This window comes from Deinococcus sp. AJ005 (assembly GCF_009017495.1).
Classification (GTDB): Bacteria; Deinococcota; Deinococci; order Deinococcales; family Deinococcaceae; genus Deinococcus.
The window spans coordinates 1,236,193-1,260,393 of sequence record NZ_CP044990.1; the positions used below are offsets into that span (position 1 = coordinate 1,236,193).

The 24,201-nt window shown below is 64.2% G+C and carries 20 protein-coding genes; 8 read left to right on the top strand and 12 right to left on the bottom strand.

Annotation, left to right across the window (positions count from 1 at the left end):
* Nucleotides 1–51: 51 nt before the first annotated feature.
* Nucleotides 52–1,092, bottom strand: a complete 1,041-nt coding sequence (locus DAAJ005_RS07830) for an LLM class flavin-dependent oxidoreductase (RefSeq protein ID WP_151846627.1) — start codon at nucleotides 1,090–1,092, stop codon at nucleotides 52–54.
* Between the two features lie 97 nt (nucleotides 1,093–1,189).
* Between DAAJ005_RS07830 and DAAJ005_RS07835 the strand changes: the two genes are divergently transcribed.
* From DAAJ005_RS07835 to cpdB, 6 genes are all read left to right on the top strand, one after another.
* Nucleotides 1,190–1,948: an SDR family oxidoreductase gene (locus tag DAAJ005_RS07835; protein WP_151846628.1), complete on the top strand. Its 759-nt coding sequence runs from the start codon at nucleotides 1,190–1,192 to the stop codon at nucleotides 1,946–1,948.
* A 95-nt stretch (nucleotides 1,949–2,043) separates the two neighbouring features.
* Nucleotides 2,044–3,321, top strand: a complete 1,278-nt coding sequence (gene glcF, locus DAAJ005_RS07840) for a glycolate oxidase subunit GlcF (protein ID WP_151846629.1) — start codon at nucleotides 2,044–2,046, stop codon at nucleotides 3,319–3,321.
* A gap of 79 nt (nucleotides 3,322–3,400) precedes the next feature.
* Complete coding sequence (locus DAAJ005_RS07845) at nucleotides 3,401–4,831, top strand: FAD-binding oxidoreductase (RefSeq protein WP_151846630.1); 1,431 nt, start codon at nucleotides 3,401–3,403, stop codon at nucleotides 4,829–4,831.
* Nucleotides 4,815–5,477 (top strand): FAD-binding oxidoreductase, encoded by a 663-nt coding sequence (locus tag DAAJ005_RS07850; RefSeq protein ID WP_151846631.1) that lies wholly within the window; start codon nucleotides 4,815–4,817, stop codon nucleotides 5,475–5,477. The genes DAAJ005_RS07845 and DAAJ005_RS07850 overlap by 17 nt, the downstream gene beginning before the upstream one ends.
* Before the next feature lie 57 nt (nucleotides 5,478–5,534).
* Entirely contained in the window at nucleotides 5,535–6,797 is a 1,263-nt protein-coding gene (locus tag DAAJ005_RS07855) for an alpha-hydroxy-acid oxidizing protein (RefSeq protein WP_151846632.1), read from the top strand.
* 106 nt (nucleotides 6,798–6,903) lie between these two features.
* Nucleotides 6,904–8,799, top strand: coding sequence for a 2',3'-cyclic-nucleotide 2'-phosphodiesterase (cpdB, locus tag DAAJ005_RS07860; protein WP_151848455.1), 1,896 nt, complete (start codon nucleotides 6,904–6,906; stop codon nucleotides 8,797–8,799).
* A gap of 79 nt (nucleotides 8,800–8,878) precedes the next feature.
* Here the strand turns inward: cpdB and DAAJ005_RS18905 are convergent, their stop codons facing one another.
* The 5 genes from DAAJ005_RS18905 to rlmN form a co-directional block, all read right to left on the bottom strand.
* Nucleotides 8,879–9,559 carry a hypothetical protein gene (locus DAAJ005_RS18905; protein ID WP_192930900.1) on the bottom strand — a complete coding sequence of 227 codons (681 nt, stop codon included), beginning with the start codon at nucleotides 9,557–9,559 and terminating at the stop codon, nucleotides 8,879–8,881.
* Entirely contained in the window at nucleotides 9,559–10,296 is a 738-nt protein-coding gene (locus DAAJ005_RS07875) for a redox-sensing transcriptional repressor Rex (protein WP_151846635.1), read from the bottom strand. Before DAAJ005_RS07875 ends, DAAJ005_RS18905 begins: the two co-directional genes overlap by 1 nt.
* Nucleotides 10,296–11,411 (bottom strand): SPOR domain-containing protein, encoded by a 1,116-nt coding sequence (locus tag DAAJ005_RS07880; RefSeq protein ID WP_151846636.1) that lies wholly within the window; start codon nucleotides 11,409–11,411, stop codon nucleotides 10,296–10,298. The genes DAAJ005_RS07875 and DAAJ005_RS07880 overlap by 1 nt, the downstream gene beginning before the upstream one ends.
* Before the next feature lie 366 nt (nucleotides 11,412–11,777).
* Nucleotides 11,778–13,463 carry a tetratricopeptide repeat protein gene (locus DAAJ005_RS07885; protein WP_226342634.1) on the bottom strand — a complete coding sequence of 562 codons (1,686 nt, stop codon included), beginning with the start codon at nucleotides 13,461–13,463 and terminating at the stop codon, nucleotides 11,778–11,780.
* Nucleotides 13,464–13,566: 103 nt separating this feature from the next.
* Entirely contained in the window at nucleotides 13,567–14,622 is a 1,056-nt protein-coding gene (gene rlmN, locus DAAJ005_RS07890; RefSeq protein ID WP_151846638.1) for a 23S rRNA (adenine(2503)-C(2))-methyltransferase RlmN, read from the bottom strand.
* 157 nt (nucleotides 14,623–14,779) lie between these two features.
* Between rlmN and DAAJ005_RS07895 the strand changes: the two genes are divergently transcribed.
* A complete protein-coding gene (locus tag DAAJ005_RS07895; RefSeq protein WP_151846639.1) occupies nucleotides 14,780–16,192 on the top strand; it encodes a hypothetical protein in 1,413 nt (470 codons plus the stop codon).
* Between the two features lie 55 nt (nucleotides 16,193–16,247).
* Here DAAJ005_RS07895 and DAAJ005_RS07900 read toward each other — a convergent pair whose 3' ends face one another.
* Together DAAJ005_RS07900 and lysS are read right to left on the bottom strand one after the other, a co-directional pair.
* Nucleotides 16,248–17,039: a PhzF family phenazine biosynthesis protein gene (locus tag DAAJ005_RS07900; protein WP_151846640.1), complete on the bottom strand. Its 792-nt coding sequence runs from the start codon at nucleotides 17,037–17,039 to the stop codon at nucleotides 16,248–16,250.
* A gap of 19 nt (nucleotides 17,040–17,058) precedes the next feature.
* Complete coding sequence (gene lysS, locus DAAJ005_RS07905) at nucleotides 17,059–18,246, bottom strand: homocitrate synthase (protein WP_151846641.1); 1,188 nt, start codon at nucleotides 18,244–18,246, stop codon at nucleotides 17,059–17,061.
* 476 nt (nucleotides 18,247–18,722) lie between these two features.
* On the opposite strand from lysS, the gene DAAJ005_RS07910 reads away from it, so the two are divergent.
* Entirely contained in the window at nucleotides 18,723–19,679 is a 957-nt protein-coding gene (locus tag DAAJ005_RS07910; protein WP_151846642.1) for a tripartite tricarboxylate transporter substrate binding protein, read from the top strand.
* Between the two features lie 61 nt (nucleotides 19,680–19,740).
* On the opposite strand, the gene argC is transcribed toward DAAJ005_RS07910, so the two are convergent.
* The 4 genes from argC to DAAJ005_RS07930 all read right to left on the bottom strand — a co-directional run bounded on the left by argC (nucleotide 19,741) and on the right by DAAJ005_RS07930 (nucleotide 24,187).
* Nucleotides 19,741–20,796: an N-acetyl-gamma-glutamyl-phosphate reductase gene (gene argC / locus DAAJ005_RS07915; protein ID WP_151846643.1), complete on the bottom strand. Its 1,056-nt coding sequence runs from the start codon at nucleotides 20,794–20,796 to the stop codon at nucleotides 19,741–19,743.
* 98 nt (nucleotides 20,797–20,894) lie between these two features.
* Entirely contained in the window at nucleotides 20,895–21,320 is a 426-nt protein-coding gene (locus DAAJ005_RS07920) for a hypothetical protein (RefSeq protein WP_151846644.1), read from the bottom strand.
* 144 nt (nucleotides 21,321–21,464) lie between these two features.
* Entirely contained in the window at nucleotides 21,465–23,780 is a 2,316-nt protein-coding gene (gene secD, locus DAAJ005_RS07925; protein WP_151846645.1) for a protein translocase subunit SecD, read from the bottom strand.
* 59 nt (nucleotides 23,781–23,839) lie between these two features.
* Nucleotides 23,840–24,187, bottom strand: coding sequence for a hypothetical protein (locus DAAJ005_RS07930; RefSeq protein ID WP_151846646.1), 348 nt, complete (start codon nucleotides 24,185–24,187; stop codon nucleotides 23,840–23,842).
* Nucleotides 24,188–24,201 lie beyond the last annotated feature (14 nt).

Consider the following 24,201-nt stretch of genomic DNA (forward strand, 5'->3'; position numbering starts at 1 on the left):
CGTCCTGATGTGGGCGGGGGATTTTCGCGTTGGTGGCGGCGGGTTTGTCGGTCAGTCCGCCGCCACCTCCACGCCCTCGCGCATCGCCTCCATGACCAGCGCGTAGGACCGCCGCCGCGCCGCCGGATCGTGGGTCATGGTGGTCAGGATCAGTTCATCGGCCCCAATGTCCTCGGCCAGACGGTGCAGGCGGGCGGCCACCTCTGCCGGATCGCCCACGATGGCGCGGGCGCGGGATGCCTCGGCCACGGCGCGTTCCTGCGGGGTGTACGGATAATCGCGGGCTTCCTGCACGCTGGGGAAGGAGGCCACCTCGCCGCGTGTCAGGCGCAGGAACATCAGGCCCAGGGACAGGCTCAGTTCCTCGGCCTCGGCGTGGGTGGGGGCGCAGATCACGTTGGCGGCGACGATCACCTGGGGCTTCGGAAAGGTGGGCGAGGGCTGGAAGGCCGCGCGGTACGCCTGGGCTGCCGCCGCTGCCCCCGCCGTATCAGGGTTGATGTGCCATGCGAAGGCCAGCCCCGCACCGATCTGTGCCGCCACATGCGCGCCGTAGCCGCTGCTGGACAGCAGCCACAGCGGCGGAAACAGGCCGTCGCCCGCCGGGGCTGCCACCGTTCCGGCGAAAGGATGGCCTGCCGGGAAGTTGCCTGTGCCGAAGGCAATTAACTCCGAGAGTTGCCGCTCAAAGGACTCTTCCATCAAACCGGATGCGCCCCGGAGCGCTCTGGCGGTGCGGCCATCGGTGCCCGGTGCGCGGCCCAGTCCCAGATCAACCCGGTCCGGGGCCAGCGCCGAGAGCAGGCGGTAGCCTTCCGCCACGGCCAGCGGCGCATGGTTGGGCAGCATTACCCCGCCGGACCCAAGACGAATACGGCGGGTCACCTGCGAGGCTGCGGCCAGCACGGCCAGTGGCACGGACGAGGCCACCGCGCCCATGTTGTGGTGTTCGGCCACCCAGTAACGTTCGTAACCCAGGTCCTCGGCGTGTTGCGCCAGCCGCAGGGATTCGCGCAGTGCCGTGGTGGCATCCGAACCGGAGGGAATGGGCACCAGATCAAGGACAGAGAGGGGCAGGGGAGAGGAGTTCATACTTCCCAGTCTGCGCCTTTCTGATGCTTTATATCTTGAACTGATTCACAAACCCGTCTTGAGCTGGCCTGAATGCCCGAAACGGCACAATGGCGGCATGACCTTAACCCAGCCAGTAGCCAGGACGCACTTTGATTTCTCTGGATGCCGCGCGCTGGTCACGGGCGCAGGCAAGGGCATTGGCCGCGAAATCGTGGCGTTACTGGCCGGATGCGGCGCGGAAGTGGTGGCCATCAGCCGCGACGCGGGCGATCTGGAAAGCCTGAGCGCTGAAACGGGCTGCGAGGTAATTGTTGCCGATCTGGCCGATGCTGAAGCCGCCCGTCACGCTGCTGAGGAAGCCGGGCCAGTTGATCTGCTGGTGAACAACGCGGGCATCTCTATCCTGCAATCTTTTCTGGACACCACGCCCGAAGCCTTTGACCAGACGCAGGCGGTCAACGTTCGCGCGGCCATGATCGTGGGTCAGGTGGTGGCGCGCGGATTGATCGGGCGTGGGGCGGCGGGCGCAATCGTCAACGTGTCCAGCCAGTCGTCTTCCGTGGGCCTGCCCAACCACGCCGCCTACTGCGCTTCAAAGGGCGCACTGGACCAACTGACTCGTGTGATGGCGATTGAGCTGGGGCCGCACGGTATCCGCGTTAATGCTGTGAATCCTACCGTCACCCTGACGCCGATGGGCGCGATGGCCTGGGGTGACCCAGTAAAAAGTGCCCCGATGCTTTCGCGTATTCCCCTGGGCCGTTTTGCCCAGCCGCGCGACGTGGCGCAGGCCGTGGCATACCTGCTCAGCGACGCGGCGGGCATGGTCAACGGAGTCATGCTGCCGGTGGACGGGGGATTTCTGAGCAACTGAGGGAATGCGCCGCGCTCCACTTCTAGCCCTTTCGCGCCCTGCATGACCTTCGCCCCCGGCCCATGCCTATATGCTGTGCCCGTGAGGCAATTCTGGTGAACAACGACATTCCTGTGCAGGCGCTGGGGCCGCAGGGCGAGGTCATGGCGCACGCCGTGGACGCCTGCGTGCATTGCGGTTTCTGCCTGCCCGCCTGCCCCACCTACGCGCTGCTGGGCGACGAGATGGACAGCCCACGCGGGCGCATCGTGCTGATGAAAGAGGTGCTGGAAGGCGGCCTGGACCTGCTGAATGCCGCGCCGCACCTGGACCGCTGCCTGGGCTGTCAGGCGTGCGTGACGGCCTGCCCCAGCGGCGTGCCCTACGGAGAACTGATCACCAGTTTTCGCGGCTGGAGCGAACCGCAGCGGCAGCGCTCGCCGCTGGATAAAGCCAAGCGTTACGCCATCCTGAAAGCCCTGCCCGCCCCGAAGCTGTTTAGCGTGGCTGCACGCGTCGGTCAGTATGCCAAGCCGCTCGCGCCCGTGCTGCCTGCCGCGTTGCGTGGGCCGCTGGACCTGCTGCCCGAACACGTTCCGGCCATGCAGCCCAGCCCCAGGGTCACGCCCGCCCAGGGCCAGCGCCGGGGCCGGGTGGCGTTTCTGACCGGGTGTGCCCAGCAGGCCCTCGCGCCCAATTTCAACGCCGCTACCCTGCGCGTGCTGGCCCGCAATGGCATTGAAGTCGTGATTCCAGACGGCCAGGGCTGCTGTGGGGCCGCCGCGCTGCACACCGGGGCACGGGACGAGGCGCTCCGGCTGGTGCGTGCCAATCTGGACGCCTTCAATCCCGACGAGTACGACGCCATCCTCTCCAACGCGGCGGGCTGCGGCGCAGGTCTCAAGGAATATCCGATCATCTTGCACGGCCTGCACGACGAGGAGCGTGCGAAAGCCTTCTCCGCCAAGGTGCAGGACATCAGCGAGTATCTGGCAACGTTGGCGCGGGAGGAGGGATTGGAACCGTTCATGCCTGCCTCGCGTCCCCTCAAGATCGCGTACCACGACGCCTGCCATCTGGCCCACGCGCAGAAGGTCCGGTCTGCGCCGCGTGAATTGTTGCGAATGATTCCCGGCGTGAGCATTGTGGAAATCCCTGAAGGTGACCTGTGCTGCGGCAGCGCTGGCACATATAATCTGGAACAGCCCGAACTGGCCGGGCAACTGGGCGCACGCAAGGCCGGGCATATCCTGTCCACCACGCCGGACCTGATCGCCAGCGGCAACATCGGCTGCCACACCCAGATTCAGAGCCATGTGCGCCGCCAGGGCAGCCCGGTTCCGGTGATGCATACGGTGGAAGTGCTGGACCTGGCGTACCAGGGAGAGCTGTAATGGGCGGTCTAAGGGTCAAAGGGTCTGAGGGTCTGAGAACAAATACTGAGCCTTGGGTTGAATTCTCTGGAGGCTGTCCATGACCACTGAGAAACTCGCTCTGACTACCAATTCCCCCGCCCATAAGCCTCGCTCAAAGGGTGGGGCCGATAACGCGCTGGCCGCCGAGCTGATGCGGCTGCTGGGGCCAAAGAAGGTGTTGTCCAGTCTTGCCGAGCGCCTGAGCTACCGTTTTGACGCGATTCAATTTGGGGTTACACCCTTAGCTGTGGTGTTGCCCGAAAGCACCGAAGACGTGATCGCCACGGTTAAAGCTGCGCGGCGGGCAGGCGTGCGCATTGTGGGGCGCGGGGCGGCCAGTGGCCTCAGCGGCGGCGCGGCCCCCATGCAGCCCAGCGTGGTGATCTCGTTTACCCGCATGACAAAGCTGGAGATTTTCCCCGAACGGCGGGAGGCTATTGCCCAGCCCGGCGTCATTACGCTGGCCGTCACCGATGCGGCGCGGCCCCACGGCTTGATTTACCCGCCGGACCCTGCCAGCTTCCGGACCAGCACCATCGGCGGCAATCTGGGCGAGAACGCGGGTGGCCCGCTGTGCTTCAAATACGGGGTGACCGGCGATTACGTGACCGCGCTGGACTTCGTGGACGCGGAAGGCGAACTCCATACCCTCAAGCGGGATGCCTACGATCTGGCTGGCCTGCTGATCGGCTCGGAGGGGACACTGGGTTTGATCACCTCCGCCACCCTGCGCCTGACACCTCCGCCCAAATTCACCCGCACGCTGATGGCCCATTTCGCCGAAGTCGGTCAGGCTGCCGAGGCTGTGAGTGCCGCGATTGCCGCCGGGGCCGTGCCAGGGAAGCTGGAATTCATGGATCAGGCATGTACAAATGCCGTGGAGGACTACCTGCATCTGGGCCTGCCGTGCGACGCCGGGGCGGTGCTGCTGGTGGATACCGACGGCGACGATCTGGAGACCGTGGAAGTGGAACGTGCATTGGTGGAAGCGGCCTGTCTGGAAGCTGGAGGAGTGGTGCGCCGCGCCGAGGGCGAGGCCGAGGCCGCCGCACTGTGGCAGGCCCGCCGCAGCGTTTCGCCCGCGCTGGGCCGCATCCGCCCGCAGCGCATGAACGAGGACATCGTGGTGCCGCGCAGTGTGCTGCCCGAAGTGGTTCGTCAGATTCGGGCGCTGGGCGACGCCTCGGGCTTCAAGCTGGTGCAGTTCGGTCACATTGGAGACGGCAACCTGCACCCCAACATCCTCTTTGACCCGCGTAAGGAGTCAGAGGAAGCTGTTCACGCGCTGGCCCATGAAATCGCCCTCGTCGCCCTGAGGCACGGCGGCGTGCTGAGTGGCGAACACGGCATCGGCACCATGAAACGCGACTTCATGCGCGACGCAGTGGACGCCGAGACCATGGCCGCCCTGTGGAACGTCAAACGCGCGCTGGACCCGTCGGGTGCTTTAAACCCAGGCAAAATTCTGCCGGATGAAACCCATGCTTGAGATCTCTCCCGGTGATCAGACCCTGACCGTTTCTGGCGAAGTCGGGCTGCTAGAGGTCTACGCGGCGCTGCCCTCTGGCCTCTATCCCCCTTTCCCCCCGGTAGAACTGCCCGGCGGCGTGGGCGGCCTCGTCTCGCGTGGCGGCTTTGGGCAGACCTTCTTTTTTGGCGCGGAGGTGCTGGGCGTGACCTTCCGTGCGCCGTCTGGCCGCGTGGTGCGGGCGGGTGGGCGGACCGTCAAGAACGTGCAGGGCTATGACCTGACCCGGCCCTTCGTGGGCAGCTTTGGCGCGCTGGGCGAGGCGCTGAAAATCACGCTGCGCCTGCGGCCCGGTCTGAGTGCCCGCCATGTCTCGGCCCCCGGCTCACTGGCTGAGCTGCCCGATCTGGCCGCCCGCTTTGCCTGGGAAATGGACGGACAGGTTCACCTGATGCACTTTGGGCATGGGCGGCAGGTGGACTGCGCGCTGGACGTGTTGCCTGACGCAACGGAAATCACTGAACCCTTGGATCTGACCCCTCACTTTCCCGGTGGTATGGGCGTGGGGACAGGCGGCAGCGTCAAGGACCGCCGTTTCCGCTGGGTAGACGGTGGGGCCGTGCCGCCCGTGCCAGAGCTGTTCGCGCGGGTGGCGGCGAGTCTGTGAGGACTGTTTAACCGTCTGGCAGGTTGATCCACGGCCCCCACCCACTACACTCCACCCATGTCACAACCCAAATCTTCTGGCCCCGGTCCTGGCCGCAGCCGTCAGACGCAGATTTTCGTGGACGGGCTGGGCGGCACTCGCCCTCTGGTGCCCGTGGACCCTCAAGGTCTGCGAAAGGCCGCGCGGCGCAAGTTGGACGCCCCGGCTTTTGCATATCTGGCGGGCGGCGCGGGGATGGAACGCACCATGCAGGCCAACCTGGACGCCTTCGCGGGAGTGAAGCTGTTGCCCCGCCGTCTGTGCGGTTCGGCGTCGCGGGATCTGAGCGTGGACCTGTTCGGGCACACCTACCCCGCCCCCGTGCTGCTGGCCCCGCTGGGCGTGCTGGAACTGGCGCACGCGGAGGCCGATCTGGCGGTGGGCCGTGCCGCCGCCGCGCTGGGCGTGCCGTTGATCTTCTCCTCGCAGGCATCCGAGTCGATGGAAAACGTGGCCGCTGGGATGGGCGATGCGCCGCGCTGGTTCCAGTTGTACTGGGGCACCGACGAGGAAGTCACGCGCTCCTTCGTGCGCCGGGCCGAGGCGTGCGGCGCACAGGCCATCGTGCTGACCCTGGATACCACGCTGCTGGGCTGGCGTCCCCGCGATCTGGACCTGGGCAATCTGCCCTTCCTGCGCGGGCAGGGCCTGGCCCAGTATCTGACGGACGCGCACTTTCGATCCCGCCTGGACAGTGTGAACCTGCCTGCCACCTCGCCCCGGCCCTCGCCCGCCCTGCTGAAAACAGCGGCCAGCCTCGCCATGCATGGCCGCAAGTTTGGCCTGACGCTGGCGCAGATGCGGGCGGCGGCGGCCCACTTCACGGCCAGCTACACCCGCCCCGATTTGCAGTGGGATGACCTCGCACGGCTGCGGGAATGGACTGATCTGCCCATTCTCCTCAAGGGCGTCCTACACCCAGACGACGCCCGCGAGGCGGCCCGGCACGGCATGGACGGCCTGATCGTCAGCAACCACGGCGGACGCCAGATCGACGGCGAGGTGGGCAGCCTGACGATGCTCCCGCGCGTGGTGGAGGCGGCAGGCGATTTGCCCGTGCTGCTCGACAGCGGTGTCCGCACGGGCGCGGATGTGGCGAAGGCGTTGGCGCTGGGCGCGCGGGCGGTGCTGCTGGGCCGCCCCTACGCCTACGGTCTGGCCCTGGCCGGAGAGGCAGGCGTGGCCGAGGTCATCCGCAATGTGGTGGCTGAATTCGATCTGACCCTGGGCCTGCTGGGGGCGCACGCGGCGCGGGAGCTGGGGCCGGAGCATCTGGCGTAAGGCGGCAGGGCGCGCTCGCCATGTCTACGTCCTCCATGTCACAGACACGCCCCTGACTGGGAGGCGTATTCTGGACGGCGTGAAAAAACACAATTCTCTGGCTTTGATGGCGGCGTTGCTGCTGGGCGGTCTGGGCGCGGCGGGCGCGCAGACGGTCAACCTCCGTATTCTGGAAACCACCGACCTGCATACCAATGCGCTGGGCTACGACTACTACCAGGACAAGCCCACGGGCGAGTTCGGCTTCGAGTACACCGCCACCCTGATCAAGCAGGCGCGCGAGGAAAAGCGCAATACGCTGCTCTACGACAACGGCGATCTGATCCAGGGCACGCCGCTGGGCGACTATGTGGCCAAGGTCAAGCCGCTGGAGCCGGGCCAGATGCACCCCATGCACGCCGCGATGGCCCTGCTGAAGTACGATGCGGGAAACCTGGGCAACCACGAGTTCAATTACGGCCTGCCCTTCCTGAAGCAGGTGATCGCCGCCGCGCCCATGCCCATCGTCAGCGCCAACACCTACCTAGAAGACGGCGACGGCAACCCCGCCAACGACAAGAACGCCTTCACGCCGTACCTGATTCAGCGCAAGCTGGTCTATGACACCTATGGCCGCCCGTATTACCTGAACGTGGGCGTGATCGGCCTGTTGCCCCCGCAGATCGTCGATTGGGACAAGGCCAATCTGGACGGCAAACTCACCACCCGCGACATCGTGGAAACTGCCCGCAAATTCGTGCCCGAGATGAAGGCGCGCGGCGCAGACATCATCGTGGCCGTGGCCCACAGCGGCATTGCCGCCGACTACCAGCCGGGCCAGGAGAACGCCGCCACCGAGCTGACCAAGATCGACGGCATCGACGTGGTTCTCAGCGGCCACAGCCATCAGGAATTCCCCGGCCCGGTCTACAAGGACATCCCCGGCGCGGACATCACCAACGGCACCATCAACGGCAAGCCCGTCGTGATGGCCAGCTTCTGGGGCAGCGATCTGGGCATCGTGGACCTGACCCTGGCCCGCCAGGGCAACAACTGGAAGGTGACCGGGGGCAAGGCCGCCGTGCGCCCCATCTGGGACAAGGCCGCGAAGAAAAATCTGGTCACGCCGGACCCCGCCATTGCGGAGGCCGTCAAGGCGGCGCACGAGGGCACGCTGGCCTACGTGCGCGGCAAGGTGGCTGAACTGGCAACGCCCATCAACTCCTACTGGGCGCTGGTGCAGGACGATCCCAGCGTGCAACTGGTGGCAAGTGCCCAGATCGCCTATGTCAAGGCTGCGCTGGCCGACACCCAGTACAAGGATCTGCCGGTGCTGAGCGCCGCTGCCCCCTTCAAAGCGGGTGGACGCGGTGGGGCCAGCTACTACACCGACATTCCCGCCGGAACGCTGGCGATCAAGAACGTGGCCGACCTGTACGTCTACCCCAACACCGTGCAGGCTGTGGAGGTCACGGGCGCGCAGCTTCAGGAATGGCTGGAACGCAGCGCTGGGCAGTTCAACCAGATTGATCCGAAGAAGACTGAGCCGCAGCCGCTGGTCAACGACGCCTTCCCAACCTACAACTTCGACGTGATCGACGGCGTGACCTACGAGATCGACGTGTCGCAGCCCAGCCGTTACGATATGGACGCCAAGCTGGTGAACCCCGACGCCCACCGCATCAAGAACCTGATGTTTGGCGGTAAGGCCATTGACCCGGCCCAGAAGTTCGTTGTTGCCACCAACAATTACCGCGCCAGTGGCGGCGGCAAGTTCCCCGGTCTGGACGGCAAGAACATCGTGCTTGAGTCGCCCGATGAGACCCGGCAGGCCTTGATCGCCTACTTCACTGAGCAGAAGACGGTCAACCCCACCGCCGACGGCAACTGGAAGCTGACACCCATCCCCGGTGCGACGCTGCTGTACGTCAGCAGTCCCAACGCCCAGAAGTTTGCCCCGGCAGGAGCCACGTTGCTCAAGACGCGTGAGGACGGCTTCGCGGAGTACACCATCAAGTTCTGAAGCAGGGCTAGGTTTATAAAAAGAGAGGTGGAGGCTGATTGTGGCCTCCACCTCTCTTTTTTGTCGAGTTTCTACAGTCTCAATTGCCCTCTCTAAATGCTGTGCTTTGAATGTTCGTAGCGCTGACAACCACTGACGCACCGTTGCTGCTCTGGCCGAAGAATTCAAGATCCACAGAACTAGAGGCTCCTGCCAGAGTTCTTTGCACTTCAGAGACCAGATCTGCGGCAAAACCAAGGCTTAATCCGCTGATCGGCAGACCGTTGGCGGGCTGGACTTCAGGGCGCAGCTTTAAATCGGTGGTGATCTGTTGACAGGACTGATAATTGGGCAAGCTGTCCCGTTCGGGGCAGGTGTAACCAGATGGAACATAGATATCAAGTTTCTTGATGTCATCAGAGACGGCAAGCAACCGTCCATTGAAGTTGTAGCGAGTGATGCGAAAGCCCGTGATGTATACCGCATCCGAACCGGGACGGGTCATGAACGTGAAGTTCACAACGCCGGGAGCAGTGTTGGTAAAAGACACTGATTCAGGCGTGCCAGGAACAGCAGGGGTTCCAGGGGTGGTGGGCGTGCCAGGAACGGCGGGCGTTCCGGGCTTGGCAGGTGTGAATGCTCGGGTCACTGTCACAAAAGAAGTGGCGTCCCCAGCGGCCACACCAATAGAAACCCTGCCATTGCCAGTGATCTGTCCGGGCGCGCTGCCGCAAGCACTCAGGGTCAGGCCAGCCAATAGCAGAAGGGCGTATTTCTTCATCAAGTGTCCTCCGGGACGGGTGAATCTTTCAGGTGGGGGTTGAGGGTGTAAAAGGCCAGGCGTTTCATCCCGGCCAGGAAATCGACGTTCTCGACGATTACACCACGCCAATCATCACCAATTTCTTGCTGAGCCTGTCCGTCAACAGAGCGGCCCTCAGCCCGTCCCTCAGATACACGGCCTTCCGGTGGACGCGGTCCGATCACCACTGGGGCAAAATTGAGGATGCCGCGCACCCCGGCGGTCACCATCGTTTGCGCGGCGTCCTGGGCGCGTTCGGGCGGCACGGCCAGAAAGCCCATGTCCACCTTGTTCTCCCGCACGAAATCGCGCAGTTCCCCGATGTGGCGCACGGTCAGGTCCCGGACCTGCCGCCCCACCAGTTCGGGACTGACATCGAACAGACCCACGTACTGAAACTGATAGTCGCTGGCTCCCGGATAGTTGGCGATGGCCTGCCCCAGCCGTCCCACGCCCACGATCACCACGTTCCAGGTCTGGTTCAGGCCCAGCACCCGCATCAGCTCGCGCTTGAGGATCGGCACGGTGTAGCCCATGCCGCGCGTGCCGAAGCGCCCGAAGTAGGCCAGATCCTTGCGGACCTGAAAAGCACTTACCCCGGCGCGTTCGGCCAGATCGGTGCTGCTGGTGCGGCTGATGTCCCGCGTCTCCAGTTCTTCCAGAATCCGTAGGTAGGTGACCAGACGGCTGATGGCGGCAGTGGGGACCTCGGCCATCAGCGCACCCGGAAGTGGTCCAGATTGTTGTCGTCCAGCCGCTTCTCGGTGCGGGTCAGCGCGTCGCCGGTGTAGGGGCCGACCGCCACCGTGACCTTGCGGCCATCGGGGGCATTGACGGTGGGCACGTAACCCAGATCACGCAATTGCTGCACCATCTTCTGCGCGCTTTCCACCCTGTCGAAGGCCCCCACTTGCAGGTAGATCGGACCAGCGGGAGAGGCGGGTGCCTCGGTAGCAGTCGGGGTGCTACTGGTCGGAGCTGGGCTGGCGGCAGGAGCGCTGCTGGAGCTGCTGCCAGAAGTGGAAGTGCTGCCCTCAGACGTGCTGGGCGCAGTGCTGGCCTTGGCGCGTGGTGGGTACAGCAGTGCGCCGGGGTAGGCCCGCTGAATGTCGCCCAGGGCCTGACGGGCGCTGGCCTCGTCGGCGAAGGGACCGACCTGCGCCACCACCTGACTGCCCAGGTCGATTGGGTAGACCCTGTACCCTAGTGTGCTGACCGGCGCAGTGCGGCTCTGGGCCGTACCCACGCTGCCGAAGCTGCCCAGGCTGATGCGGTAGTCGCTGCGCAGGGGCGTGCGGCTCTCGCTGGTGGCGACGGCTCCGCCGCTGCGGGGCGTGACAGTGGTGGCCGCAGGCGTTTCGGTGATCTGGGCCTGCGGGGTTTCGGGCTGTGGCGTGGGGGTCTCAGCCGTCGGTGTGGCGGCTGGCGGGGTGTCCGTGCTGGCTGCCGCGTCGGGCGCCGTCTGTGATGTGGGGGCGGCGGGAATGATCGGGGCCTCGGTGCTGGTGTCGGCGGCTGGTGTGGTCTGTGCCGTGTCAGCGGGTGCTGTATCGGCAGGTGCCGTGGCCGTGCTGCCCGTATCGGCGGCTGGTGCGGGGTCTGCCGCAGGAGGCGTGATGGCCGTGGTTTCCGTATTCGGGGTGGTGGCGCTTTCCGCCGTGCCTGGCGCAGCGGGAATGCCAGAGGTGGCCGATGCCGTGGCGGTGGGCGTGGTGGTGGTAGCGGTCTTGCGCTGGCCCAGCAACAGTGCGGCGAATCCGGCCAGCAGCAGCAGGACCAGCACCCCGATCAGAATGTCGGGCCAGCGGCGGGTGGAGGCAGGTTTGCTCATAGTGGTCTCCCAGCCGTGTTCAGTCCAGCCGTGGCGCTTGCCCTGCACCGAGGACGCTGCGGTGTGATGTCTTTATTCCCCCGTGGGAGACCGTGTTCTGTCGTGTTTGCCCGCATACAACCCCCTTGAACCCCTCTTCGTAATTCCAGCATTGGCCTGTTTCCGTGCTGGGCTGCGCCAAACAGCGGCGGCCACGTTGTGAATGCCGTGCCTCAGCTTACAGAAAAAGCGTGTGGGCAGGGCATTCGGCAGGCTCATGGAGGACCGTTGGGTCTGGGCAGGGCCAGGGCCTGCGGCGCAGCACGGCAAACGGCGGCGGGAAGGGTCAGATTTTCCCCTCCCGCCGCCACCGTTGCCACGACTTTATTACTTCAAGGCGTCTTTGGCCTTGCTGCTGCCCAGGTTGGCTGCCGTCTTCAGCGACACCCTGGCCTGATCGTCCTGGCGCTGTGACCTTTGCGCCAGCCCCAGCATGTACCATGCGTCGGCGGCTTTGGGGTCCTCGGTGACCAGACCGCGCAGCACGGCCTCAGCCTCAGGGTAGCGGGCGCTGGCCAGCAGGGCGGAAGCCAGGTTCGTGCGGGCGGTGGGCGTGGGGTTGAGGCGCACGCTGTCGGCCAGTGCGCCCGCTGCTGCCGGGTAATCCTGCTGGGCGTAGTAGCTCAGGCCCAGCCACAGCGCGGTGTCGGCGTTGGGAACGCGCTTGTGGCTTTCCTTGAGGGCGATCACCGCGTCCAGCAGGCGGTTCTGGCGGTAGGCGGCGATACCCCGCACGTACAGCGCCCGCGCCGAGGTGGCCGCGTCGGGTTTCAGCTTCAGGGCCAGGGCGCTGTCGGCGGCAGCCTCATCGAAGCGGCCCAGGGTCAGGCGCACTCCGGCCAGGGCGGTGCGGTACATGGCATTGTCTGGGGCCAGCCGCACAGCGTTCAGGTACGCGGCCTGTGCGCCGGGCCGATCATTGCGAAGTGCGCGCAGCTCGCCCTCGCGCGCAAAGGCCCTGGCATTGTATTTATCGGCCTTAGTTGCTGCGCTGGCGGCCAGCACTGCCCCACGGGTATCGTTCCCGGCGGCCAGGATATCGGCCTTGCGCAGCAGCAGCGCCGAACGCTCGCTGGCCTTCTTCACGCGTTTCACGGCGGCGTCCAGCTCGCGCACGGCGCGGTCCGGCAGTCCCTGACCCATGTAGATGTCGGCCAGCAGCAGCGCTGCGTCCATGCGGGTGCCGTCGGCTTGCAGCAGCGCGTACAGGCCCGGCAGCGCCTCGGCCCCCTGCCCGGCCAGCGTGCGGGCCTGGGCCAGCCGGTAGGCGGCGTTCAGGTCATCCGGGGCCAGCGCCGTGATCTGGGTCAGGGTGGCGCTCAGGGCCGTGAAGTCGGCCATGCGGGTTTGCTCGGTGGCCAGCGCCTCCAGCACCTGCCGCTGGGCCGAGGCGCTGGCCTTGCCCGCCATCAGGGTGGCGGCCTGTCCGTACAGTTGCAGCGCCCCCGCGTGGTCCCCGCCCCGGCCCGCGATTACGCCCAGGTTGTACGGCCCCTCGTAACGGTCCGGGGCCAGCGTCACGAACTGCCGCAGTTCAAAGGCCGCGCCCTTGTCGTTGCCCAGCGCCAGCAGGGAGAGCGCCAGCCCGAAGTGAGGTTCAGGATTACCGTAGTTCTGCGCCACCAGCGCCTCGAAACCGCTGCGGGCCTGAGCATAATTCTTGGCGTCGTAGGCGGCCTGGGCCTTGTCCAGTCCTGTCTGCTGAGCCGGGGTCAGAGGGGTGACGGGTGGGGGAGGAGTGGTCGATGACGGAGCCGTCGAGGCGGGTGTGGCCTGTGCCGGGGCACCCTGGGCCGTCGCGTTCTGAGCCGCCGCGTTCTGGCCCGCTGTGGGCAGCGTCGGCAGTTTGGGAATGGTGGTGGCCGAATTCAAAGTGTTCTGGATGCCGACGGATGTAACGGTGTCGATCATGGTCTGGGCCGAACCGCTGCCTGCGAAACTCAGCAGCAGGCCGGGCAGCAGGCCCGTCAATGCAGCGCGTCTGGAACGGCTGAAACGTAATTTTTGCTTCACCTGGGAGCCTCCTGAGGTCGTTAAAACACCCTCAGCGTAGCACCCGGCTTTTTCCATAACTCTTACGGCAGTGGGGGGACCCGGCGGTCCTGTGGTGACAGCGCTAGAGCGCCGCCCCCAGGCCAGGCACTGAATTGCCGCTGACCGCGCCGGGCCGCTTGAGGGCCAGTTGCCCGCAGGCCGCGCCCGCATCCTTGCCGCGCGAACGCCGCACGCTGACATCCACACCACGCGCTTCCAGCGTGTCGTAAAAGCTTTGAATATCGGTCTCGGAGGTACTCTGGAAACCGCTGCCGTCCCAGGGATTCATGGGAATCAGGTTGACGTGGCTGACCAGTCCGCGCAGCAGATCGGCCAGCAGCTCGGCCTGCCACACCGCGTCGTTGACCCCGCGCAGCATGGTGTACTCGAAGGTGATGCGCCGCCCGGTCACGCCCTGATACTCGCGCGCCGCCGCCATGATTTCGGCAATGGAATTGGCCGCCCCGGTGGGAATGATGCGCTGGCGGGTCTCCTCGTCGGGCGCGTGCAGGCTGATCGCCAGCTTGAGGCCCAGGTCGTCCTCGGTAGCCAGCCGGGTGATCCCCTTGGCGATGCCCACCGTGGACAGCGTAATGCGGCGTTTGCTCATGCCCAGCGCCTGTGGGTGCAGCAGAATGCGCGCCGCCGCCATCGTGTGATCGTAATTGAGCATCGCCTCGCCCATGCCCATGAACACCAGATTCCGCAGCTCGCGCGGGGCCAGACCCTCGCCCCCGGCCACCGCCAGCACCTGCCCCACGATCTCGCCGGGGGTCAGGTTGCGCCCGAAGCCCATCGCTCCCGTCGCGCAGAACGAGCAACGGGCTGGGCAGCCCACCATCGTGGAGACACAGACCGTTTTGCGGTCCAGGTACGGCATGTACACCGCTTCCATCTGCCGCCCGTCTTGCAGGGTGAACAGGTACTTGACGCTGCCGTCGCTGCTGCGAACCGTCTCGATCTCGCGGAAGGGGTTGAGGTGGTACTGCCCGCTCAGCTCGGCCCGCATCTCGGCGGGCAGGTTGCTCATGCCGTCAAAGGTTCCCGCCCCCTGCACGTAGACCCATTCCAGCAGTTGCGTGCGCCGGAAGCCTTCTAGCGGGTAAGCGTCGGGGTGAAGGTCAAGCAAAAGCTCCATAGCCGTCCAGTGTAAAGGCCAGGGGCCACGGGCACCGTGACGCCGGGTGGCGTATTCATCCGATAGGGGCATCACCCCCCCCTGTCGCCGGGCTGTGAAATTTATCCTATTCAGCCCCGCCAGGTGTAATCTGCCGTGTGCATTTCTTGGAGGCTGTATGAACCGAATGAAAGTCTGGGCCGGGTCCATCTCGCTGGTGTTGCTCCTTGCAGGGTGCGGTCAGAACAGCGTTCCCGCCGTTCAGGGCAGCCAGTCGCCCGCTCCTGGGGCGCAGATCGTCGATCTGACCGGGCAGAGCATCGATACGGTCACTGCACAGAAGTCCATCACGATTCCCGTGAAAACAGCCAGTGGAGCCACGCTGGGAGAAGTCACGTTAAACGTGCAGTTTGTCACCACGGATTACGGCGACGGCCCCCTGCGCTCGACAGTTTTCAAAGTCACCTCCACCGTTCCCCACTACGGTGAGGTCAACAAAGTCACCAGAGTGACTGACTCCGCTGGGAAAGTGACAGATGAAATCAGTGATCTGACTTCGCTCGAAGCTGCTCCGGCCACCGATCTGTCGCCCTATGTAGATACCCTGTATCCCCAGGCGACGGGTAGATTTTGTGCCACCTATAACGTTGCCATCAACTGGAATGGCCCTTTTGCCTACAACGTGTCTCCAGCCAATGATCCGGCTATTCCCATGTCCAGGCAGGCGATTCAGCTCTGTGATTCATCCATTGCCACGCCTCCTGCCCTGCCCACCACGTCTCCAGCAATGCCCAAATTCGTGACCACCAGCAAAATCGTCGATGTGACTTCTAGCAGCGCTGCTGTGAATGGCAAGGTCACGGGAATTCTGGCCCTGTTCACGGATGAGAGCGGGGGTACGAAGACGGTTGTGGCTGTGACCACGGTGCGCTCCACGGTCAATCGGTACGGCGAGGCGTTAAACCTCAACTACATTGATGACGCCTCCGGGGCAGCGGTCGCCGTGCCTCCCCGCTTTCCTCAGACGATTCCCCGGAGTCCCCGTGTGGACAGGGGGGAAGTCAGCTTTACCAGCCGCAGCGCTGGCCAGACGGTGACCGGGAACAAGGTGTGCGCCCGTTCCGATGGCAATGTCAACTGGAATGGGCCATTTGTCGCCAGTGGGCCAGTGACAGATGGCGTGACCGTCACCCAGCCCGACATCGCTCTGAGTGTGTGCGATACCGCAGCGCCCACCCCAACGCCTACTCCGACGCCTACCCCAGTTGATCCCTACGCCAAGGCCAAGATTGAAACCAGCCTGGACAAGGCCAGAGGCGGCAGTGCCGCACTGCCCTACGCCATCGTGACGAATGTTCCTGCGGGAACCTACCTGCGTGGCCTGGTGACCTTTGAGCGCACACTGGACTGTCAGGCCGACAAGGCCAAGGCACTGCCCAACAAATTCAGTTTCAAGACTGGGAACAACGAATTCACCGGCAAGGTCATTGCTGGCCTGACCTTCGGCACCCAGATGAATAGCGTGGTGCGTGTATACGACGCCAAAGATGTCCTGCGTAAGACCTTCAATACCACGGTCTGCTACTTCTGATCCAATCCAGGACGTGTCCCGGCCCTCTCCATCACGGAGGGGGCTTTTTTTGTCGCTAGCTTTGCCGGTGCGGTGTGGCTGCCCCACCCACCCAGACTTCCACCCCGGTCCCGACTTCCCCAAACTGCACGCTCAGCCGCGCGGGTTGCCCCGGCATCCGCTGGGCTGCGCGCAGCAGGTTGGTGTCGGTGGGCAGGCGATTCGATGCCCCCAGCACGCCCACCGCGCAGGCCAGCATGTTGCTGCTGGCTGCATCTTCCAGAAAGCCCTTGAGTGGTCCGAACGCCCGGAAACTCAGATCGGCGCGGCGCGGTCCATCCGCTGTCAGAAGAACCAGACCCGTCGTTCCCGTCGCCCGATTAAGAGCTGAAATCGCCTCCGCATTCGGTGTGAAGGTGTCCAGTGCAGCGAGATCGGGGACCTCTGCCACCAGATTGGGGCGTCCCAGACTGGAAATCCAGACCCGTCTCGCGCCCAGGCCGATGGGGGAGAGGTCCGCCTCTATCGCTGTCACGTCTGGCACGCCCTGACGCAGCAGCCATTCGCCGCCGCACAGTTGGGCAGGCAACATTTCGTCACCCATCTGGACCTCGGCCACGTCAAGCAATTCAGTTCTCAGCATCGTTAAGGCCGCCAGCGCTGCGCTGTCCGAGCTGCCTCTCTCCTTGACTGGCGTAAAGACCCGCAACGCAACCTCAGACAGGCTGGCGGACTGTACGAACACGCTCAGCGGTGCGCCCGCCTTGGCTGCCCTGGCCTGCAAATTGCCTTCTGAGTCGGGAAAGACGGCGACAAGTTTGCCCCCCTCGCCTGCCTCAGAAAGAACCCGGTAAATAGATACGGTCATCGCTCCATTCTGCCGCCCCTCAAGCACTGACCCACTTGCGGAGCAGTTCTTCAAGGTGCGCGTCGTCCAGATCGTCGTTCTCGGCCAGTGCCTTGATGTGATCGGTCACGCGGCGCAGGGCGTCCTCGCCGTAGTGCAGGCCCAGCTCGCGGGCCTTGTAGGCGATGGCGTGCTTGCCCGTGACCTTGCTGGCGGCCTGAATGCGGCGGCCCACGCCGAAGGCTCCAGGGGGGATAGCCTCGTATGCGCCGGGGTTCAGGTAAATGGCCTTGAGGTGCATCCCGGCCTTGTGGTTGTAGGCGAATTCGCCGGTCAGGTAGTTGTTCCAGGGGATCGGCAGGCCCACCATGCGGGCGATCATGTTGTCCAGTTCGGGCAGCATTTCCAGGTTGTACTTGTCCACCAGCCCCTGCGGATCGAAGGTGAACATGCGCGCCAGAAAACCCCCAAGCGGCGTGATGCCGTTGCGCTCGCCGATGCCCAGAATGGTGGTGTCGATGTGGGTGGCCCCGGCCTCAATGGCCTCGTAGGCATTGCTGACCGCGCAGCCGGTGTCGTTGTGGCCGTGGAACTCGATGCCACAGCCCTCGTGGATCACGTTCCGCACTTCCCGCACCAGTGCGTAAACCTGCCGGGGCGTCGCCACGCCCACCGTATCCGCCAGCCCCACACGATGAACACCCAGATCGGAAACGGCCTTGTACACGGCCATCAGATCGGCTTCCTCACTGCGGAAGGTGTCCTCGGCAGAGAAACGCAGTTCCAGATTCGGGTGGTTGGTCTTGATCCAGCCGATCACCTTCTGCGCCGATTCGATGATCTGCCCGATGCTCTTGCCGTGGCTGAATTCGCGCAGAAAGCTGGAAGTGCCGAACAGCAGGTCCAGGCCGTCCACCCCCGTGTCCACCGCCCGCTGCACGTCTTCCATATGACAGCGCACATGCGTCAGCAGCTTGGCGTTCAGATTCAGCTCCGCCAGTTTGCGAATGTCGCTGGCGGTCTGGGCGCTGACCATCGGCGTGGTCAGTTCGATGTACTCGGCCCCGAAGGCGTCCAGCGCGCGGGCCACCTCAATCTTATCGTCGCTCTTAAAATTGCCGCGCGCGAACTGCTCGCCCTCCCGCAGGGTGGAATCGATGATCGCCCAGGAGCGGGCGGGGATCGGGGGAACGGTGGATTGGGCGGGCAGGGGGATTTGCTGGGTCATGGGGGCCTCTCGTGGGGCCATTCTGCCCAGATACCTGATGAATGTCAAGAATAATTGTCTAATACTTTTCAAATGAAAATATAGGCTTCAATCTTTTCACGAGCAGATGATCGGGCGCCAGTCTGGCTGGGTTTAGGAAGTATCTGTCCTCCAAGCTGGAGTGGCCAGAATCCCCTGCTTACCAGAAGGCGGAGACGGATTTCTGAATGATCTGAAAGTCATTTAGAAACTTGGTATTTCATATAATTTCTGGATAGCCGTTGAAATAGCGCTCTAGAACAAGTATATGAAACTTCACATATCGCTAGACCGGATTTCAGACGGATTATCGGGGTTCGAGTCATGAATCTGTGAGACAGCATGATCTAGGCTAGACGTAAGAATTGAATTCCAATCCAAAGATTAAAAGTCAGTTTCTCAAGAAAACTGATCGCCCTTTTCTATGCCAATATCCATCATCTTAAAGGAGTCCTACCATGTCGCGTCTTCCCCGTTTGACCCTGATCGCCACTGCCGCCCTGCTGTTGACCGCCTCCGCGCAGGCACAGTCCGAACTCAAGATTCTGGCGCCAGCCTCGGTGGGCGGCGGCTGGGACGGCACCGCACAGGCGATTGCCGAGACGCTGCGCGCTGAGAAACTGGCCCCCAACGTCAGCGTGTACAACATTCCTGGCAAGGCCGGAACGCTGGGACTGGCCGAATTTGTGAAGCTCAAGGGCCAGCCCAACAACCTGATGGTCACGGGCTTTGTCATGGTGGCCGGAATCCCCATCAACAAAAGCCCGTATGACCTGTCTAGCGATGTGACCCCCATTGCCCGCCTGACCACCTCCTACGAGGTGCTGATCGTGTCGGCCAAATCGCCCTACAAGACCGTCGAGGAAATGATCAGCGCGTTCAAGAGTAACCCCTCGGCCCTCCGCTTCGGCGGCAGCAGCGAGGGCGGCAGCGGGCATGTCGCCGTGGGCAAGCTGGCCAAGGAACTCAAGATTCCCATGTCGCAGGTCAAGTTCATTCCCTCGGCAGGCGGCGCGCAGGCGGCCAAGGCCATGCTGGGCGGCGAACTGGACGTGGTCAGCGCCGGGTACAGCGAGATTGAGGACATGATCAAGAGCGGGCAGGTGCGCGGCCTGGCGATCCTGGCCCCTGAAGCGGTGGCGGGCGTCAACCTGCCCACATTGATCGCCAAGGGCTACAACGTGGACGTCTCCAACTGGCGCGGCGTCGTGGCGACGGGCAAGATCAGCGCTGCCCAACGTTCTGACCTCACGGTCATGATGACCCGTATGGTCCGCACGGACACCTGGAAAAAGAAACTGGCCGAGAACAAGTGGGACGCTTACTTCGCCTCCGGCACGACTTTTGACCGTTTTGTGAGGGTGCAGAAGACCGATGTGGCGCAGTTGTTGCAGGATCTGAATATCCTGAAGTAATCGTCTGATACGGCGGGGAGAGGCACCTGGATTCAGAGTGCCTTTCCTCGTCTCTGCCGTCTCAGGCCGGGTGCAGCCCTGCAAATTCCAGCCCCGTCGTTTCGTCCCAGCCCTGCGCGATGTTCAGAGACTGGACAGCGTGTCCCGCCGTGCCCTTGACCAGATTGTCGATGGCGCTCATCAGCACCACGCGCCCGGTGTCCTGATCCATCTCGAAGCCGATGTCGCAGTAGTTGGTGCCGTCCAGCAGCATTGGGTCGGGGTAACGGTGAATCCCTTTTGCCACCTTGACAATGCGGATAAACGGCTCGGCGGCGTAAACCTCGCGGTAGGCGCTCCAGACGTCGCGGTCACTGTAGCCATCGGGAATCCATGCCTGCGCGGTGGTCAGGATGCCCCGCACGCGCGGCGTGCTGATGGCGGTCAGGTGCAGTGGAAAGTGGCCGGGCAACTCCTGCTGCGCCTCGGCGGTGTGGCGGTGACCGACGGGCTTGTAGACCCGCAGACTGCCTGCCCGCTCTGGGTGGTGCGAGGATTCAGAGGCGCTGGCCCCTGCCGCGCTGCTCCCCACCAGTCCGGTGGCGATGATGTCTTTGGGCAGCAGCACCCCCAGCTTCAGCAGCGGATACAGCGCCAGAATCACGGACGTGGCAAAGCAGCCCGCGCAGGCGATGCGGGTCGCGCCGATCAGTTCCTCGCGGTGCAGTTCGGGGTTGCCGTAGACCCATTCGCCCAGTTTCTCGGGAGCAGGATGGGGTTCGCCGTAGACCTTCTGGTACACCTCCGGGTCTTTCAGACGGAAGTCGGCGGACAGATCGATCAGGACGCGGCCCTTGCTCTCGAATTCAGCCAGCCGTTTGGCTGCCGAGTTGTGCGGCAGGGCCAGCACGATCACGTCGGCTTCCTCCAGCTCGGCCAGTTTGCGGAATTTCAGGGTGGTGCGCCCGCGCAGGTTGGGGTGGACCATGCTGACCGGGGTTCCGGCGCTACGTTCGCTGGTCACCTGCGTGACGTTCAGGTTGGGGTGCCCCAGCGCCAGCCGCAGGAATTCCCCGCCTGCGTACCCGCTGCCCCCCACGATGGCGACTGTCAATTGTTCAGAAGATGGACGGCTCATACGCGCCCCACTCTGCCGGAAAACTGCTGGGTGAATTGGGAAGTGGCTAGGGGAGGGGGCCGGGCTGGGGCACTGGGCTTATGAATTCTGTCCGGCATTCACGCCAGCGCTAGCAACCACGCGCCCACCAGGAAGCCGCGCAACAGCCAGAGAACGGTTCTCAGCCAGTTCGTCGTAACCAGACGTGCGTGCAGCGTTGCGTCGAAGCCTGTGGTCAGGCGGCCATGCACGGGCGACTGGACCACGGCAGTGGACACCCAGATCAGGATGATCAGCCCTAGCCCCAGTCCCGCAGAGGCCGCCGACACATGGGTTGGGGGGCGCAGGACCAGGGCAGCCCCCGTTGCCAGTTCGGCAAGCATCAGGGGCGCAACGAGCCAGGTGATGCGCGTGACGTGTTCTCGCTGGTACGCGGCATATCCACCCTCACCCACGCGCGAGAACAGCGGGTAGTGGACAAGTTGGATGGTCAGGATCAGGCCCACCAAGGCCCAGGTCAGTGCGGCGTGAATGACAAGGAGCATGGGCCGAGTGTGCCACTGAACCGAACGTGTATGTGTCCGATTGAGCCGGGTTCTGGTCAAACTGGGTACTTGGTCAAGCCATCGTAAGACACAGAAAAGCCCCGTCTCCTCCATGCCGGAAAAGACGGGGCCGATAGGGAACGCCTAAGCCTTGACGGGTTTGGCTCCACTCTGGCGCTTCTTGTTCCATTCCTCGACGTACACCACCAGCGGCGCGACGATATAGATGCTGCTGTAGGTGCCGATGACGATGCCCACCAGCAGCGCCAGACTGAAGTCGCGCAGCACCGGGCCACCGAAGATCAGCAGGCTGATCAGGGGCAGCATGGTGGAGACCGAGGTCATGATGGTGCGCGAGAGCGTCTGGTTGATGCTGACGTTGACGATCTCGCGGAAGCTCTGGCCACGCATCTCGCGAATATTCTCGCGAATCCGGTCCGAGACGATGATTGAGTCGTTTAGCGAGTAGCCGATCAGGGTCAGCAGGGCCGCCACACTGGCGATGCCGAACTCCAGCCCCAGGAGCGAGTACAGGCCCATCACAATCGCCACGTCGTGCAGCACGGCCACAATGCTGCCCAGCCCCATGATGAAGTCGAAGCGGAAGCCCACGTACACCAGGATCAATCCCAGGCCCAGCAGCACGGCGTAGATGGTCTTCTGGGTCAGTTCCTTGCCCACCGTGGGACCGACGGTTTCGGTGGCCTGGACCTCGCCGCCGGGCAGTTTGCTCAGGGCTGCGCCCAACTTATCGGCCTCGGCGGCGGTCAGTTCCGGCACCTTGACGTTGTACTGGACGCCGTTCTGGGTGGGATTCACGTCTCGCTGGATGGCCGCGCTCTGGTCATTGACCTTGGCGATGCCCGCACCGGACGCCGCCGCCCGCACCTGCTCGGTGTTGGTGGTGGTGTCGGTCCGCAGAGTCAGCGTGGTGCCGGAGGTGAAGTCCACGCCGTAATTCAGGCCCTTGGTGGCCAGGACGCCCCCGCCGATGACGGCGAGCAGGATGCTGGCGGTGGTGATGTACGGTGCGGCTTTAATAAAGTCGATGTGGGTGTTCTTGACCCACTGCCGAGCATTCATGTTGGGATGACGTCGGGCGATCCACTCGATAAACCACCGGGCGAAGACCAGATTCGAGAACGTCGCGGCGATCACGCCGATCATCAGCGTGACGGCAAAGCCCTTGACCGGCCCGGTGGAGTAGTTGTAGAGCGCCACGGCGGCCAGCAGGTGCGAGGCGTTCACGTCCAGAATCGCGGCGGTGGAGTGTTTGTACCCGGCCTCAATGGAATTCCTGATGCCCTTGCCCCGGTACAATTCTTCCTTGATGCGCTCGAACGAGATCACGTTGCCGTCCACGGCAGCCCCGATGGTCAGCACCAGACCCGCGATCCCTGGCAGCGTCAGCGTGGAGCCGAAGCCCGCCAGCATTCCCAGAATCAGGATGCTGGAGAACAGCAGCCCCAGCGCGCCCACCAGACCAAACCACAGTCCGTAATACGCGAACAGCATCACGAAGACCAGTCCGATACCTACCAGCGCGGCAATCGCGCCGCTGCGGATGGCGTCCGCACCCAATGTCGGCCCGATGGCGCGTTCAGCTTCCGTCTTGATCTTGATGGGCAGCGCGCCGGATTTCAGCACGAGGGCGAGCTGATTGGCTTCCTCCGGCGTAAACGATCCGCTGATCTGGATGTCGCGGAACAGCTTCTGGTTGATGGTGGCGACGCTCTGAATCTGATCGTCCAGCACCACGGCCATCAGTTTGTTTACGTTCTTGCCGGTGAAGTCCCCGAAGGTCTGTGCGCCCTTGTCTGTGGTCTGGAAGTTGACCACCCACTGCCCGGTCTGCGGGTTGGTGCCCGAGGTGGCGCTTTCCACCACTTCCCCGGTGGCCTCGATAGGCCCAAGCTGTGCCAGCGTGTAGCCGCCGGAGCCGGGTTTGCTGGTACGCACTGCCGGATCAGGCTGTGCGCCATCCTTGACAATCCTGAATTCCAGCTTGGCGGTCTGCTGGATGATCGCGCGGGCGCGTTGCTGGATGGCAGGCGTTGCGCCTGGAATCTCCACCACCACGCGCTTGCCCCCGGCCACCGTCACGGTGGGTTCGGCCACGCCCAGTGCATTGACGCGGTTCTCGATCACGGTTTTCACGCGGTCCAGCTCGTCCTTGGTGGCCGTACCGGATTCGGGAGCCAGTTCGATCCGCAGGCCGCCCTTGAGGTCCAGGCCCAGCGTGATGAACTGGAATTTGTCGTTCCAGATGCTGCCCAGGTTATTGGGGTGTTCCCAGGGCCGCCAGATATAGGCCAGGCTGCCCAGCAGTGTGATCAGCAGCAGCAGCGGAATCCAGGGACTGGATTTGCTGGAACTGGGCGCACCACTGCGCCGGGGCGGTGGTGGACGGCGGTCATTGCCGCCCTTATTTTTGTTGTTGCGGTTGTTGCCGTAGGTCACGGTGGAACTCCTATTCAGAGGGGAGAGACGCAGAGAGGGATGTTCGGCATCCCTGTCCCTCAGCCGCCGTCGGTCTGCCGCCGCCCCAGCACGTTCAGGTCACTCAGGGGTGGGGGCTGCTGCCAGTTCCAGCCTTCAACCGCATTGCCTGTCTGCTCGCGCACCAGCCGCAGGGATTCTGCCGGAGGCGGCGGCGTTAGCACCGACACACTTGGCCCCGGCTGCGGCATGGCCCGCACCTCGGGCAGCGCGGGGGCCACGCTGCTGGCGCTGGGGCGCTGCCCCACTTCCGGCGGACGCACGGGCGTTCCCAGCACCACGGCCAGCACCGACAGCACTGTCAGCACACCCGGCCACGCACTCAGACGTGAAACCCAGGCAGGGAGGGGGGTGGGGGAGGGACGCAAAGCGCCGCAGCATA